The 15858-nt window shown below is 28.9% G+C and carries 14 protein-coding genes and 1 tRNA gene; 14 read left to right on the forward strand and 1 reads right to left on the reverse strand.

What is annotated here, in order from left to right; all coding sequences use genetic code 11:
• The first annotated feature begins 37 nt into the window (after positions 1-37).
• The 9 genes from I6H46_RS05375 to I6H46_RS05415 all read left to right on the forward strand — a co-directional run bounded on the left by I6H46_RS05375 (position 38) and on the right by I6H46_RS05415 (position 8177).
• Complete coding sequence (locus I6H46_RS05375) at positions 38-898, forward strand: substrate-binding domain-containing protein (RefSeq protein WP_019118091.1); 861 nt, start codon at positions 38-40, stop codon at positions 896-898.
• A complete protein-coding gene (gene pstC / locus I6H46_RS05380; RefSeq protein ID WP_019118090.1) occupies positions 899-1759 on the forward strand; it encodes a phosphate ABC transporter permease subunit PstC in 861 nt (286 codons plus the stop codon). It abuts the gene before it with no gap.
• Positions 1760-1768: 9 nt separating this feature from the next.
• Entirely contained in the window at positions 1769-2569 is an 801-nt protein-coding gene (gene pstA / locus I6H46_RS05385; protein WP_019118089.1) for a phosphate ABC transporter permease PstA, read from the forward strand.
• 10 nt (positions 2570-2579) lie between these two features.
• The gene (gene pstB, locus I6H46_RS05390; RefSeq protein WP_019118088.1) at positions 2580-3431 is read left to right on the forward strand and encodes a phosphate ABC transporter ATP-binding protein PstB; all 852 of its coding nucleotides are present in this window, start codon (positions 2580-2582) and stop codon (positions 3429-3431) included.
• Position 3432: 1 nt separating this feature from the next.
• Positions 3433-4050 (forward strand): phosphate signaling complex PhoU family protein, encoded by a 618-nt coding sequence (locus I6H46_RS05395; RefSeq protein WP_019118087.1) that lies wholly within the window; start codon positions 3433-3435, stop codon positions 4048-4050.
• Positions 4047-4706 (forward strand): response regulator transcription factor, encoded by a 660-nt coding sequence (locus tag I6H46_RS05400; protein WP_019118086.1) that lies wholly within the window; start codon positions 4047-4049, stop codon positions 4704-4706. The genes I6H46_RS05395 and I6H46_RS05400 overlap by 4 nt, the downstream gene beginning before the upstream one ends.
• Positions 4703-6322 (forward strand): sensor histidine kinase, encoded by a 1620-nt coding sequence (locus I6H46_RS05405; protein WP_200225533.1) that lies wholly within the window; start codon positions 4703-4705, stop codon positions 6320-6322. The genes I6H46_RS05400 and I6H46_RS05405 overlap by 4 nt, the downstream gene beginning before the upstream one ends.
• A 65-nt stretch (positions 6323-6387) precedes the next feature.
• Complete coding sequence (locus tag I6H46_RS05410) at positions 6388-6678, forward strand: (2Fe-2S) ferredoxin domain-containing protein (RefSeq protein ID WP_004838280.1); 291 nt, start codon at positions 6388-6390, stop codon at positions 6676-6678.
• 23 nt (positions 6679-6701) lie between these two features.
• On the forward strand, positions 6702-8177 hold the full coding sequence (locus I6H46_RS05415; RefSeq protein ID WP_200225536.1) for a 4Fe-4S dicluster domain-containing protein: 1476 nt from the start codon (positions 6702-6704) through the stop codon (positions 8175-8177).
• Positions 8178-8283: 106 nt separating this feature from the next.
• Here I6H46_RS05415 and I6H46_RS05420 read toward each other — a convergent pair whose 3' ends face one another.
• On the reverse strand, positions 8284-9498 hold the full coding sequence (locus I6H46_RS05420) for an FprA family A-type flavoprotein (RefSeq protein ID WP_019118084.1): 1215 nt from the start codon (positions 9496-9498) through the stop codon (positions 8284-8286).
• 366 nt (positions 9499-9864) lie between these two features.
• On the opposite strand from I6H46_RS05420, the gene I6H46_RS05425 reads away from it, so the two are divergent.
• From I6H46_RS05425 to I6H46_RS05445, 5 genes are all read left to right on the forward strand, one after another.
• Positions 9865-11796 (forward strand): acyl-CoA dehydrogenase family protein, encoded by a 1932-nt coding sequence (locus I6H46_RS05425; RefSeq protein ID WP_004838285.1) that lies wholly within the window; start codon positions 9865-9867, stop codon positions 11794-11796.
• Between the two features lie 12 nt (positions 11797-11808).
• Complete coding sequence (locus I6H46_RS05430; protein WP_004838286.1) at positions 11809-13047, forward strand: FprA family A-type flavoprotein; 1239 nt, start codon at positions 11809-11811, stop codon at positions 13045-13047.
• A gap of 93 nt (positions 13048-13140) precedes the next feature.
• Positions 13141-14955 (forward strand): NAD(+) synthase, encoded by a 1815-nt coding sequence (gene nadE / locus I6H46_RS05435; RefSeq protein ID WP_019118083.1) that lies wholly within the window; start codon positions 13141-13143, stop codon positions 14953-14955.
• Positions 14948-15739, forward strand: coding sequence for a metallophosphoesterase (locus tag I6H46_RS05440; protein ID WP_026074049.1), 792 nt, complete (start codon positions 14948-14950; stop codon positions 15737-15739). The genes nadE and I6H46_RS05440 overlap by 8 nt, the downstream gene beginning before the upstream one ends.
• Positions 15730-15803 (forward strand) — tRNA-Arg (locus I6H46_RS05445). Before I6H46_RS05440 ends, I6H46_RS05445 begins: the two co-directional genes overlap by 10 nt.
• Positions 15804-15858 lie beyond the last annotated feature (55 nt).

Below are 15858 nucleotides of genomic sequence, written 5' to 3' on the forward strand. Positions count from 1 at the left end.
TAATATTATTATGTAAAGAAAATGAGAAGGAGTTTTTATGGCAAAAAAAATATTGTTGCTTATTTCTACTTTGCTTTTACTTACATCATGCACTGGTAAAAAAACAAATGTAAATAAGAGCAAAAATTTCGACCTTACTGTTACAAGTAGGGAAGATGGTTCAGGAACGAGAAAAAGTTTTATCGAACAAGTTGGTTTGATAAAAGAAGATAAAAATGGAAATTATAAAGATTTGACAACAGATAATTCTATGGTTATAAATTCGACAAGCGGAGTTTTGAAAGCCGTTGGAGTTGATAAAACTGCAATAGCTTATGTATCTTTAACTGCTTTGGATGATTCAGTTAAAGCTATTAAAATTGATGGAGTAAGTCCAAATAAAAATACAATTGAAAGTGGCGAATATAAGTTGCAAAGACCATTTGGACTTGCCTACAAAAAAGATTCAGCCAAAGACTTATCCAAAGATTTTTTGGAATATGTTAAAAGCAAAAGTGCAAAAAAATTAATTGAAGATGAAGGACTTCTTGCTATTACAAATGAAAAAGAATATAAATCAAAAAATCTCAAAGGCAAATTAACAATTACAGGTTCATCATCACTAAGTTCAATTGTAGAAAAACTTGCTGAAAATTATGAAAAATTAAATAAAAATGTTGAAGTAGAAGTCTTATCCAACGAATCTTTGACAGGTTTAAAAAATGTAAAAGATAATGTTGTAGATATTGCTATGGTTTCAAATAAATTACAAGATGAAAATCTTTTTTCAGAAATTTTTGCCATTGATGGCATAGCAATAATTGTAAATAAAGATAACACTCAAATTAATGATTTGACAATGGAACAATTGAGAGATATTTATAGGGGAGAGATAAAAAATACAGGAGAGTTAAAATAAATGAAATCATTTAAGGAAAAATTTGGAGAAATTGTATTTTTAATTTCTGCTATTATGTCTATTTTATTAATAATTCTTATTACTTTTTTTATTTTTAGGTCAGGGATAGATTTTGTTAATAAATATGGACTTATAAAATTTATTACAGGAAATAAATGGGCGCCAACCGCAAAACCAGCATTTTTTGGAATAGGGCCAATGATTGTCGGCTCAATTATTGTAACAGTTTTATCAGCAATAATTGCAATTCCATTTGGACTTGCTGTATCAATTTTTATGGCTTATTATTCAAAAAAATCTTACAATTTTTTGAACGGACTTATTAATTTGATGGCAGCAATTCCTTCAATTATTTATGGATTTTTTGCTATGATGGTTTTGGTTCCATTTATTTCAAAAACTTTTAAAACTGGTGGAATGAATATGCTAACCGCATCAATTTTATTAGCAATTATGATCCTTCCAACCATGGTAAATATTTCAAAAAATTCCTTAGAGCAAGTTCCAGAAGTTTTTTATACAGGCTCTCTTGCTCTCGGTGCTACAAAAGAAGAAACAATTAGAAAAGTCATGGTGCCTTATGCAAAAAGCGGAATTTATTCTTCAATAATTCTTGCTATTGGAAGATCAATCGGAGAAACTATGGCAGTGTATTTGGTAATTGGGAATCAACCAAGAATGCCTGATAGTCTTTTTGATGGAGTAAGAACTCTTACAACAAATATAGTTTTGGAAATGGGCTATGCATCTGGTCTTCACAGAGAGTCCCTCATTGCCACAGGCATGGTTTTATTTGTATTTATTCTTTTGATAAATATAATATTTAATTTTATAAGAAATAAAGATCAATCAAGAATGTAGAGGTAGAAGATGAAAAAATCTTTTAAAATAATAATTTATATCTTATCACTTTTGGGATTTGCTGCAGGTGGAATTGTTATTGCATATATTTTATTAAATGGAATTCCAAATATTTCGCCGTCACTTTTTGAATTTAAATATTCATCCCAAAATGTTTCAATAATTCCAGCTCTTGTTACAACATTTTTATCAATTTTGATAAGTCTACTTGTAACTTTGCCAATAGGAATTTTTACTGCAATTTATTTGTCCCAATATGCAAAAAATAAATTTATAATTAAATCTGTAAGATTTGCTACAGAAATTTTATCATCAATCCCATCAATCGTTTATGGTTTGTTTGGATATTTATTTTTTGTTGATGCCCTTCATTTGGGATATTCCTTAATCGCTGGTTGCTTGACAGTTTCAATTATGATTCTTCCAACTATAATTAGAACAACAGAAGAGGCGATTTTAAATGTAAATCCTCTCCAAGCTCACGCATCACTTGCTCTCGGAGCTACAAAAATTCAAACAATTTTTAAAATAGTAATACCAGAAGCAATTAATGGAATTTTGGGAGGAATATTTTTATCAACAGGAAGAATAGTTGGTGAATCTGCTGCATTGATTTACACAATGGGAACAGTAGCAAAGACACCTACATCAATATTAGATTCTGCAAGAACAATGGCAGTTCATATGTATGTCCTATCGACAGAAGGTTTCCACGTAAAAGAAGCCTATGCAACGGCAGTATTACTTTTAGTTTTTGTAATACTATTAAATTTTGTATCAGCAAAAATTTCTAAGGCTATAGTAAAATAAGGAGAGAATAATGGAAAAAACAAAAGATAAAAATAAACATTTATCTAATGATAAAAGAAGGATAGAAACATTTTTTGGAAATAAAGAATCAGAAAATTCAGCTAATAATAAAACCATAATAAATGTAAAAGATTTAGATTTATATTATGGAGATTTTCAAGCTCTAAAAAAAATAAATATGGAAATAAAAGAAAATGAAATTACAGCTTTTATTGGACCAAGTGGTTGTGGAAAATCTACAACTTTAAAATGTTTTAATAGGATGAATGATTTAATTGATGATTGCAAAATCGAAGGTTTAATTGAAATTGATGGAAAAGATATAAATAAAAAAGATGTTGATGTAGTTAGTCTTAGAAGAAATGTAGGAATGGTTTTTCAAACACCAAATCCTTTTTCAAAATCAGTTTATGACAATATAACCTACGGGCCAAGAATTGATGGAATAAAAGATAAGGATGAGCTTGATGCAATTGTAGAAAAATCTTTGAAAGCTGCAAGTGTTTGGGATGAAGTAAAAGATAAATTAGACAGAAATGCTCTATCATTTTCTGGTGGACAACAACAAAGAATTTGTATAGCAAGAACTCTTTCTGTAAATCCAGAAATAATTTTGATGGACGAGCCAACAAGTGCCCTTGATCCAATTTCTACTGCATCAATTGAAGAATTATTAGAAGATTTAAGGGGTAAATATACTATAGTAATAGTTACTCATAATATGCAACAAGCAGCAAGAATTTCTGATAAAACGGCATTTTTCTTGACTGGAGAAGTTATTGAAATGGATCAAACAAAAAAAATATTTAATGATCCAAAAGATAAAAGAACTGAAGATTATATAACAGGAAGGTTCGGTTGATATGAGAACAAGATATATTGAAGATTTAAATAATATTAGGGAAATGGAAAAAAATATTTCGGAGCTAATCGAGGTGTCATACGATAGATTTATTTTATATGTTGAAAATAATCAAAAAAATAATCTCGAAGAAATAATTGACCTTGATCATGATATTAGACAATATGGCGCAGATATAGAAAGATTTTGCTATGATCTTTTGGCTTTGCAACAACCAGTTGCAAGAGATTTGAGATTTTTACAAATGTCTATTAAACTTGCATCAACCTACAAAAGAATTTCAAATCATTTGGCACAAGCTGCTGCAATTATTTTAGAATTTCCATTAAGAGATGAAGAAAGAGAATTTGTAAAAGAATTTATAAAAAATCAAAAAGATATGAATATTAATAGCATTCAAAGTTTCGAAGACAATGATAATGAGCTTGCCCTAAGAACAATAGAAGATGACCAAATTAATAATAAATTATTTGAAAATTGCCTTCATTATCTAGTAAAACTTACAAAAACAGACCAAATAACACCTATGGAATTGTCTGAAAAAGTACTTTTCTATAAATATTTTGAAAGAGTAGGAGATAGGCTAGCAAAAATAGCTGATTATTCAACAAGATTATGATTTATGTTGTAGAAGATGACAAGGCAATAAGAAATTTAGTTTTATATGCTTTAAAAGAAAAAAATTATCAAGTTAGAGGCTTTGAAGATGGTCTGAATGTTGTAGAATCTTTGAAAAATGAAAATGTAGATTTGTTAATTTTGGATATAATGTTGCCAGAAAAAGACGGAATAGAAATTTTGAAAGAAGTTAGAGAATTTTCAGATATTCCTATAATAATGCTTACAGCAAAAAATGATGAATATGATAAAGTTTTGGGACTTGAAAGCGGAGCGGATGATTATATTACCAAACCATTTTCTATTTTAGAATTAATTTCAAGAATTAAGGCTGTTTTAAGAAGAAGCGAAAAGAAAGATAGCGAGCATTTATCTTATAAAAACATAAGAGTAAATATCAAAAAAAGAACAGCAAAAATTGATGGAGAAAAAATCGACTTAACCTATAAGGAATTTGAAATGCTCTTGTTATTTTTATCAAATATTGGTAATGTTATAACAAGAGAAGATTTTCTACTAAAAATTTGGGGCTATGATTATGAGGGCGAAACAAGAACAGTTGACGTTCACATAGCAAGTCTTAGAAATAAATTAAAATCTGCAGGTCTTCACATAAAAACTGTAAGAAATTTAGGATATAAACTTGGAGAAATATGAAAAAAATAATTGAGAAAAATATTAATATTATAACAAGTTCATTAATTATTGTTATTTTTATAATTTTCTCTTTATTTTCATACCAAAGACAAACAAAAGCTCAAGATGAATTTGTAGAAAATTCCTTGAGCTTTTTTGCTTTTGGAGAAATTGATGAAAATAAAGTTGAAAATTTTAAAAAATCCTACAAATATGATTTGCTAATAAAAGATGAAAAAGAAAAAGTCATCTATAATACTGGGATAGATAAAAATATAATAAAAAATTATGAGTTTGAAGATATTGATATAGTAAAAAAATCCAAAAAAAATTACCTAGGCTATGAAAGAAAAATTTTTGCGAAAAAATCTCATGACAAAATATTTGCCATAGAATTTTATAATACTTCTTTTCTTTTTTATCTTTTTAAAAGAATTTATATGTTAATATTTGCAATAATTATTGCTTTAATAATAAATAAATTTTTCACAAATTCCCTATACGAAAAACTTATAAATCAATTCAAAGAAAAAATAAATGATAAAAAAGATTTTGAAGATTTAAAAGACAATCCCAAAAAATATTTGGACAAATTAATAAATGAAAAAAGAAAAATTGAAGATGAAAATTTAAAATTAAAAACAAGAATAGCCAATATTGAAAAAATAACATCAAATATGGAAGAAGGCTTTATATATTTCGACAAAGATGGAAATATTGTAATAATTAACGATGCTGCAAAAAATTTATTAAATATCAACAGAGAAAATATACTAGATAATTTAATTGACAATGAAGACTTTAAACTTGCCCTAAGACAAACAAGACTTCTAAAAAAAGGAAAAAATTTAGACTTGGATCTTGATGAAATTTCAGTAAAAATATTTTTGGATCCTGTAATAGATGAATATATTGTTTCTTATATTGTAATTGTAATTGACAATTCAAAAAACAAAAAAGCAGAAGCAATGCGAAGAGAATTTAGCTCAAATGTAAGCCATGAATTAAAATCTCCTCTTACAAGTATAAATGGTTATGCAGAGCTAATAGCCACAGGTCTTGCAAAAGATGATGATATAAAAAAATTTGGACAAATTATAAATGAAGAAGGAAAAAGACTTTTAAATATTATTGACGATATATTAAAACTTTCAAAACTTGATGAAGAAAATTTACAAGAAGGAAAAACCATAGTAAATATAAAAAATGTCGTCGATCAAAGTATAAATAGATTTAAAAGGATTTCTGAAATGAAAAATATAAAAGTCGAAAACAAAGTTTGTGATATAAATATAAAAACTCACGAATCACTTTTTACAGACTTAGTTACAAATATTTATGAAAATGCAATAAAGTACAACAAAACAAACGGACAAATTACAATAAAATGTGAAAAAAATAAAAAAAATATAAAATTAATAATTGAAGATAGGGGAATTGGCATAAAAAAAGAAGATTTGCCAAGAATTTTTGAAAGATTTTATGTAGCTGACAAACAAAGAACGAGAACATTAAAATCAACAGGACTTGGCTTATCAATCGTAAAACATATTTGTGATTATTTAAATTACGATATAAAAGTAGAAAGCAAATATGGATATGGTAGTAAATTTATAATTTCAATTCCAGCTTTGTAATTTTATTTTTTAATTTTATTTGATATAATTATTATGAGTAATTATTAAAATTTTAAGGAGTAGATATGAAAATACAAGTTTGTGCAGGCGCAAGATGTACTATGCTAGGATCTGACATAATTTATAATAGGTTATCAGATTTTGTAGAAGAATTTAACGACAGAATATATAAGGGCGATTTAGATGTACAAGAAATTGAACTTGAAATAGAAATGGTAACTTGCAATGATGTTTGCAAAAAAAATAAAAAAAATTCCCCAGTGGTAATTGTTGATGGAAAAATTTTTACAAATGCAAAAACACAAGTTATCATGGAGTACATATTAGATAAGGCTTTTGAAGAAAATTTTAAATAAAATATTTAAGGAAAGAATAAATAATGAAAGAAACATACATAAACATATTAAATATTAGAAGAATGGCCTTTGAACATATAGCAAAAATTGCTTTTGAAAATAGGCCAATATATGACATAGCTACAGAAGTATTTGATATACTTCCAGGAGAAGAAGCATCTTATAGGGAAAATATTTTTAGAGAAAGAGCAGTAATGGGCGAAAGACTAAGAATGGGAGTTGGTCTTCACGCAAGAACAGCCGATAATACTGGGGCTATTACTGATGGTTTGGATGACGAAGATTTTGATATAAAAAAATATGAACCACCACTCGTCTCAGTAATAAAAATAGCTTGCGAAGCATGTCCTGAAAATAGGGTTGAAGTTACAAATACTTGTAGAGCATGTATTGCCCATCCATGCGTAAATGTTTGTCCCAAAAATGCTATCACCTACACATCAAAAGGTTCAATAATCGACCAAGATAAATGTATAAAATGTGGAAAATGCGTAGAAGCTTGTCCATACAATGCCATTGCTCATACAAAAAGACCATGCGCAGAATCTTGTGGAGTTAAGGCGATAAAAAGTGATAAATTAGGAAGGGCAGAAATTGACGATGACAAATGTGTAGCTTGTGGAAGATGTATAACATCTTGTCCATTTGGAGCAATTTCAGATAAAACAGAAATTTACCAATTGGCAAAAGCATTAAATACAGATAAACACGTTTACGCAATTGTTGCACCATCATTTGTAAGACAATTTGGTCAAATGGCATCTCCTGTTCAAATAAAAGAAGCAATTAGAAAATTAGGTTTTAGAGATGTAATAGAAGTAGGACTTGGAGCAGACCTTACAACATTAAATGAAGCCCACGAATACGTAGAAAGCGTGCCAGAAAAAATTCCATTTATGGGAACATCATGCTGTTATTCTTGGAAATTGATGGTAAAGAAAAAATTCCCAGAAATAAATGACAAAATTTCAGAATCATCAACACCAATGATTTATTCAGGAAAACACATCAAAAAAATGGATGAAAAAGCACAAGTGGCATTTATTGGGCCATGCATTTCAAAAAAACTTGAAGCAAGAAGACCAGAAGTTGCAGAAACAATTGATTATGTAATAACTTATGAAGAATTAATGGGAATGTTCTTGGCAAAAGATATAGACCCAGCAGAAATAAAAATTGAAGAAGATTGGCAAGATGCATCAGAAACAGGAAGAAATTATGCAGTAAGCGGAGGAGTAGCAGAAGCTGTAAAAAGAAGAATTGCAGAAATAAATCCTGATTTAGAAGTAAACGTAGAAAAGGCAGAAGGACTTGCCGACTGCGTAAAACTTGCCCAAATGGCAAAACTAGGAAGAAAAGACGGACTATTATTAGAAGGAATGGCATGCGTTGGAGGATGCGTAGGAGGACCTGGAACCTTAATTTCAGAATTAAAAACAGGCAAAGCAGTAAAACAATTTGCCAAAGAATCAATCTACAAATCTCCATACGACAACTAAAACATCCCAGAAGAAGATAAACCAAAAGACTGAAAAATTAGAGCACAGGAATGTGCTCTTTTTGAGTACAAAAAAGATGAGAATTTTCGCATCTTTTTAATATTTTTTACTTATCTAAATCTTCTTTAATAGCCTTAGCTAAATTTTCAAGAGTTTTTTCTTGGTCATCTTTCATTGAAGAATTTATTATGAAATCTTCTCCAACGTATTCGTGTTTTCCTTTTTCAAGAATTTCTTTTGCTTGTTCAAGAGATTTTCCGCCCCATGAATAATTGTGAATGAATGAGATGTGTCTGTTTTGGTAGCCTGTTCCAACTAATTCTCTAAGTAAAGCATCCATCTTATGGTATAAACCTGCATTATAATTCATTGCTACAAAAACTTGGTTTGAATATTTGTGGCTATCAGCAATTATATATGAAAAATCATTGTCAGAAACATCATATAATTTTATATTTTCAACTCCAAGTTCATCAAGTTTTGAAGCTAAAATATCAGCTGCTAATTCTGTGTTTCCATACATTGAAGAAAATACTATATTTACACCCTTAACTTCTGGTTTAAAATTTGCCCACTTATCATATTTATCTAAAATAAATTCTATTGATTCTTTGTCATCATAAATAGGTCCATGAAGAGGCAAGATTGCATTGATTTCAAAATCTGAAACTTTTTTAAGAAGATTTGTAACCATTTTTCCTTGTTTTCCAACTATATTTATATAATATCTTCTATTTTCATCTACCCAAGCTTGCTTTTTGATATAGTGTTTTGCAGAAATATGTCCTTCAATAACGTCAAATGAACCAAAAGCATCAGCTGAGAAGAATAAACCTTCTGTTGTTTCGTAAGTCATAAAAACTTCTGGCCAGTGAACCATTGGAGCAAAAACAAATTTTAAATTTCTTTTACCAATATTTAATTCATCGCCATCTTTAATTTCTAAAAATCTATCTTCATTGTATTTGTCATTTGGATAAAATTGATGGAAAAATTTTATGGTTTTTTGATTTCCTACAAATTTACAATTTGGATATTTGTCCAAAATAAAATCAATTGATCCACAATGGTCAGGTTCCATGTGTTGAACGATAATATAATCTAAATCTTCTCCGTCAAGAGCTTTTTCAACATTATCAAGATAAGTTCTTATTACAGAAGAATCAGAGCCGTCCATCAAAACATTTTTTTCATCTTTTATAATATATGAATTGTAAGTTACGCCATTTGGAAGGGTAAACATATTTTCAAATCTTTTTAAGTCCCTATCATTGGCACCCACCCAATATATATTGTCATAAACTTTTTTTATAAATTGCATATAACCTCCAAAGTTTTATTTTTCTTAAAACCTATTATACCTTAATAAGTATAAAATTAAATAAAAAATAAAGCTATCATTATTTAAATTTTAATATTTTCACTAGAAAACTTTTTCATAAGCAAAGTTTTTAAATATATATTTTTATTACAAAAAAATATTTGGAAAAATTCTAAAAAATTTGATTAAATAAAGAATTTTAGGATATATAATAAGTGTAGATGTTTTACATATTCATATATTGCAATTTAATTTTATCATTATTTTTAATCTTTATAAAAATAAATTGTGTTGACAAAAAAACATTTTCAGTATAGAATTATATTGTAAAACAAAAATGGATATTATATTTTTTAGGAGGAATATATGCTTTTTAAAACAACAGATGAGCATGAAGCTTTACGTAAAAAAGTCAGAGAATTTGCTGAAGAAAAAGTAAAACCAATTGCTTTTGAGCTTGATCAAAACAACGAATTTCCTGACGAAATTGTAAAGGAAATGGGAGAATTAGGATTTTTAGGAATTCCTTATCCTAAGAAATACGGTGGTCAAGGTTTAGACGTAATGAGCTATGCGATCACAGTTGAAGAATTATCAAGAGTTGATGGTGGTGTTGGAGTTATTTGTTCTGCACATACATCTTTGGGTTCATGGCCTATTTATGCTTTTGGTACAGAAGAACAAAAGAAAAAATATTTAACACCATTAGCTAAAGGTGAAAAAATTGGTGCATTTGGTCTTACAGAAGAAAATGCTGGATCTGATGCAGGTGGAACAGAAACAACAGCTGAATTAGATTTGGATGGAAAAAGATATATTTTAAATGGTAAAAAAATCTTTATTACTAACGCACCAAAAGCAGATACATACGTAGTATTTGCGGTAACAACTCCAGGAATTGGAACTCATGGTATTTCAGCATTCATAGTTGAAAAAGGAATGGAAGGATTCACATGTTCTGATCACTATGACAAATTAGGTATTAGATCTTCATGTACTGCTGAATTACATTTTGATAATGTAAAAGTTCCTAAAGAAAATCTTTTGGGAAAAGAAGGTCAAGGATTTAAGATTGCTATGGCAACTCTTGACGGTGGTAGAATTGGTATTGCATCTCAAGCTTTAGGTATTGGACAAGGTGCTTATGAATCAGCTCTTGCTTATGCTAAAGAAAGAGAACAATTTGGTATGCCAATTGCTCATCTTCAAGCAAATACATTTAAACTTGCTGACATGGCAACAAATTTAAAAGCTGCAAGACTTATGATTTATTCTGCAGCAGAATTAAAAGAAAATCACGAAAGATATTCAGCAGATGCAGCTATGGCAAAACAATTTGCATCTGATCTTGCATCAAAGATAACTAATGAAGCTTTACAATTGTACGGTGGATCTGGATTTATTAAAGGTATCGATGTTGAAAGATTCTATAGAGATTCTAAGATTACACAAATCTATGAAGGTACAAATGAAATTATGAGAGTTGTTGTTGGAGCTAATACAGTAGGTAGAGCTCCAAAGGTTAAAGCTGTTGGATCAAATAAAAAATCTGGCCCTATTGCAGGAGTTAGAAAAGGCGAAATCTATGAAGGAGATCCAAAAGAAGCAGTTAAAAATCTTGTAGCAGCACTTAAAAAAGACGGATATGACTTTACTGTAGGAATTGATCCTTACACACCAATTGCAGATTCTCAAAGAATTGTTGTAGCAGGCCGTGGTATAGGCGAAAAGAAAAATATGAAATTGATTGAAGATTTAGCTTATCAAGCTGGAGCATCTATTTCATCATCAAGACCAGTTGCAGAAACACTTAAATATGTAGACATCAATAGATACGTTGGTATGAGTGGTCAAACATTCAAAGGAAATCTTTATATAGGTGTAGGTGTATCTGGAGCAGGACAACACTTAAAGGGAATCAAAAACGCATCAACAATAGTTGCAATTAACAATTCTAAAAATGCACCAATTTTCAACAACTGTGATTATGGTATAGTTGGAGATGCTATGGTAATTCTTCCACTTCTAATCAAAGAATTAGACAATGGAGAAGCTAAGAAACCAGCACCACCAATGAAGAAAATAAAAAGATCTAAACCAAGAAAAATGGCTCCTACAAATCCAATTTATGTAGATTTAGGTTCTGGATATGAATACAATCCTGAACTTGGAGATCCAGAAAATGGAATTGAACCAGGAACACCATTCGATAAATTACCAGATTCTTGGGTATCACCAGTATCAGGCGAAGCAAAAGATCAATTCATTAAAATGGATGTACCAGAAGACAGAAAGTAGTAGGAGGAATATATGTATACAGTTAGAAAAGTTACAGACGACTTATTTTATGTAGGTGGAGATGACAGAAGACTTGCTCTATTTGAAAATATTTTTCCTATAGACGGAGTTTCATACAACTCATACCTTTTAATGGATGAAAAAACAGTTTTAATAGATTCAGTTGACTGGTCTATTACTAGAGAATATATATTAAACGTATCTAGAGTTCTTGGAGATCGTGATCTTGATTATATGTTAATTCAACACATGGAACCAGACCACTGTTCTGCAATCGAATTAATGTTACATTACTATCCAAACGTAAAAATTATAGCAAGTGAAAAAGCTATATTATTTATGAGACAATTCGGTTATCACGTAGATGATAGATACATTGAAGTAAAAGAAGGAGATTCAATCTCATTTGGTAAACACGAATTTACATTCGTAGAAGCTCCAATGGTTCACTGGCCAGAAGTTTTAATGACCTATGATTTAACAGATAAAGTTTTATTCTCAGCAGATGCTTTTGGTTCATTTAAATCTAATGACGGAAGACTTTTTGCCGATGAAGTAAATTGGGATAGAGATTGGCTAGATGAAGGAAGAAGATATTTCACAAATATAGTTGGTAAATATGGTACATTTGTACAAGCAGTTCTTAAAAAAGCAGCAGGACTTGATATTAAATATATCTGCCCACTTCACGGACTTGTTTGGAGAAAAGACTTCGGTTATATCTTAGATAAATATAACAAATGGTCAAGCTATGAACCAGAAGAAGAAGGTGTATTGATAGCTTATGCATCAATGTATGGAAATACAGAATATGCAGCTCAAGCTCTAGCATCAAAACTTGCTGAAAGAGGAATGACAAATATTTCTCTAAGAGATGTCTCAAGCACAGATGTATCTTACCTAATTGCAGATGCATTTAAATATTCAAATATCGTTCTTGCATCAGTAACATACAACCTTGGAATATATCCAAAAATGAAAGACTTCATCCATGATATGGCAGCACTTAACGTACAAAATAGAGCAGTATCATTAATGGATAATGGTACTTGGGCTCCAACAGCTGCAGATAAAATGGAAGAATTCTTAGATAATGAAATGAAATTAATAGACGTTCTACCAGAACAAGTAAATATAGTTTCATCATTAAAATCTGCAAAAGAACCAGATATGGATGCTTTAGTTGACGGAATTTTTGAATCAATGAAGAAAAGAAGAGAAGAAGTTCAAAAAGCTAAAGATCAAAAATAAAAAAATAAATTCAAAACTGTCACAGGAAACTGTGGCAGTTTTTTTGTAAATCTTATATAATAATTTTATAGTTTAAAAAGATTTGAGGTTTATATGAAAAAAAATTTAAAATTAAGAGCAGAAAATTTTAAAATTAAAATTGGAAATATATCTTACAACAAGAAAAAAATAAAAGAAACGATAAAAAAAGCAAATGATGATTTAGTAAATATTTTGCTTTTGCCAGAACTTTGTATTACTGGAGCAAGTTTGTATGATGGATTTGCGAATGATGATATTTTAGAAGAATGCCTTGATGCTTTATTTGATTTGAAAAAATTTTCAAAAAATATTGATACTTTGTTTTCTGTTGGACTTCCTGTAAAAGAGGGAAGAAAAATAATTGATATGGTATTTTTATTAAAAGAAGGCGATATTATTGGAGGATTTTTTAAAGATAATTTTAAAGACCACGAAAAATATGTTTTTGACACTCCAGAAGAAGATGAATTTATTAAGATAAAAGATGAATATGTTCATCTCTATAATAAATCATATATAGAAATTAACGATATAAAAATAACTGTAAGCATAGGAGAAAATGAGGAGAAAAATATTCCCGATTCATTAATTTCTAAGTCGAAAAATAACATAGATATAATTTTAAATCCGTCAGCAAAAACTAGATATATAGGATCAAAAAAAGATATAGAAGATAAAATTAAATTTTTATCAAAAGATACAATTTATCTCTATTCAAGTACAGGACTTGGAGAAAGTTCAACCGATTTTGTATATGAAGGCTTAAATATTATTGGAGAAAATGGAAAAATTAAAGAAAGTAAGAGAGATGAATTTGCTGATTTGTGTTCATATTTTGATATAAGTCAAAATACTATAGAAGAATTTTTTGATTTTAAAAATAAGCCAAGTCTTTCATATTGGGATAAATTTCCTTATTTGCTTGATGATAAAAAAATCTATGTAGAAGATGCTTTTGATATAGTAACAAGAGCTTTAATTCAAAGAATAGAGGCGATTTCTTGTAAAAAAGTAGTCTTGGGACTAAGTGGCGGACTTGATTCAACCATGGCACTTTTATTTATAGTAAAAGCATTCGAAAAAATGAGTCTTCCAAAAGAAAATATTCTTTTATACACAATGCCAGCATTTGGCACAAGCAAGAGAACAAAATCAAATGCCTTTAAGCTTGCAGAAGCTTTTGAAATAAAATTAAATGAAATTGTAATAAAAGATGCAGTAAATATTCATCTAAAGGATATTGGCCATGATGGAAAAACTCAAGATATAGCCTACGAAAATGCTCAAGCAAGGGAAAGAACTCAAATTTTATTTGATATAGGAAATATGGAAAATGCTCTAGTAATAGGAACTGGAGATAAGTCAGAAATTTCCCAAGGCTTTGCAACCTACAACGGTGATCACATGTCATCCTATGCAGTTAATGCCTCTTTGACAAAGACCGAATTAAGATATATTGTTTCCTATCTTGTAGAAAATACAAAAAATCAAAAATTAAAAGAAGTTTTGGACGATATATTAAAAACTCCAATTTCTCCAGAGCTAAAAAATGAAAATGAAGAAAAAATCAGCCAAAAAACTGAAGATATAATAGGCCCTTATGAATTAATAGACTTTTTCACATTTGAATTTTTGGAAAATTCATCAGTAGAAGAAATATATGAAAAAGCAAAAGTTGCCTTCAAAGACGACTATGACAAAAAAACCATAAAAAAATGGCTCAAATCATTTTATAAAAGACTAATTACAAGTCAATTTAAAAGATCAGTTTCAGTAGACGGCCCAGCCTTATCACAAAAATCATTCTCCCCAAGAAGAGGATACTTGTTAGCCTCAGACATGTCTGCAGAAGTTTTTCTAGAAAGAATAGAAAATTTAGATGAATAAAATAATAATTTTTATAATATTTTGCCTAATTTTACTTCTTTTCTCATACATTTACTATCAATGCAAGTGGGCAAAAGAAGTAAAGCAAGATATATACAGCAAAAAAATAAAAAATAAAATAAAAATAACACAAATTAGTGATTTTCATTCGAATAAATTAAAAAATATGGAATATTTTAAGGGAAAAATCCTAGAATTTAATCCAGATTTTATAATTTTGACAGGAGATATAAATGATTATGGAGAAGAAAAGAAATTTAATAGGGCAATAGACTTTCTAGAAAAGCTTTCAAAATTAGAAATAAAAACCTATTATATAACAGGAAATCACGAAGAAGCAGGTCCTATGCTTGATGAATTTATAGAAAAAATCAAAAGGCTTGGTATAAAATATTTAAAAAATGAGGGAGAATATTTAAAAATTAGGGAAGAAAATATTTATATTTATGGAGTAAGCTATAATAATTTTTCATTAAAAAATTACAAAACAAAAGATGAAAATTTAAATATAATATTAAGTCATTTTTCTAAAAACATAAGAGATAATTTAGACGATACAATGGATATGATTTTTTCAGGTCATACCCACGGAGGACAAGTTAGATTTCCATTTTTGGGAGCTTTGCTAGCACCTGGAGAAGGATATTTTCCAAAATTTGATAAAGGATTATTTAAATATAAAAATTCACAAATTTATATAGATTCAGGACTAGGAAATACCTTTATGGATTTGAGATTTTTAAATAGGATACAGTTTTCCAATATCACTATCATGCGCCAATAGTTTAATGGTAAAACAAAAGTGTCCGAAGCTTAAGATAGGGGTTCAATTCCTCTTTGGCGTGCCAAAAAATAGACTGAAGTAAATTTACTTCAGCCTATTTTTTATTAAAAATTATTTGA

Origin of the sequence: Anaerococcus obesiensis (genome assembly GCF_016599815.1) — a bacterium.
GTDB lineage: Bacteria > Bacillota > Clostridia > Tissierellales > Peptoniphilaceae > Anaerococcus > Anaerococcus vaginalis.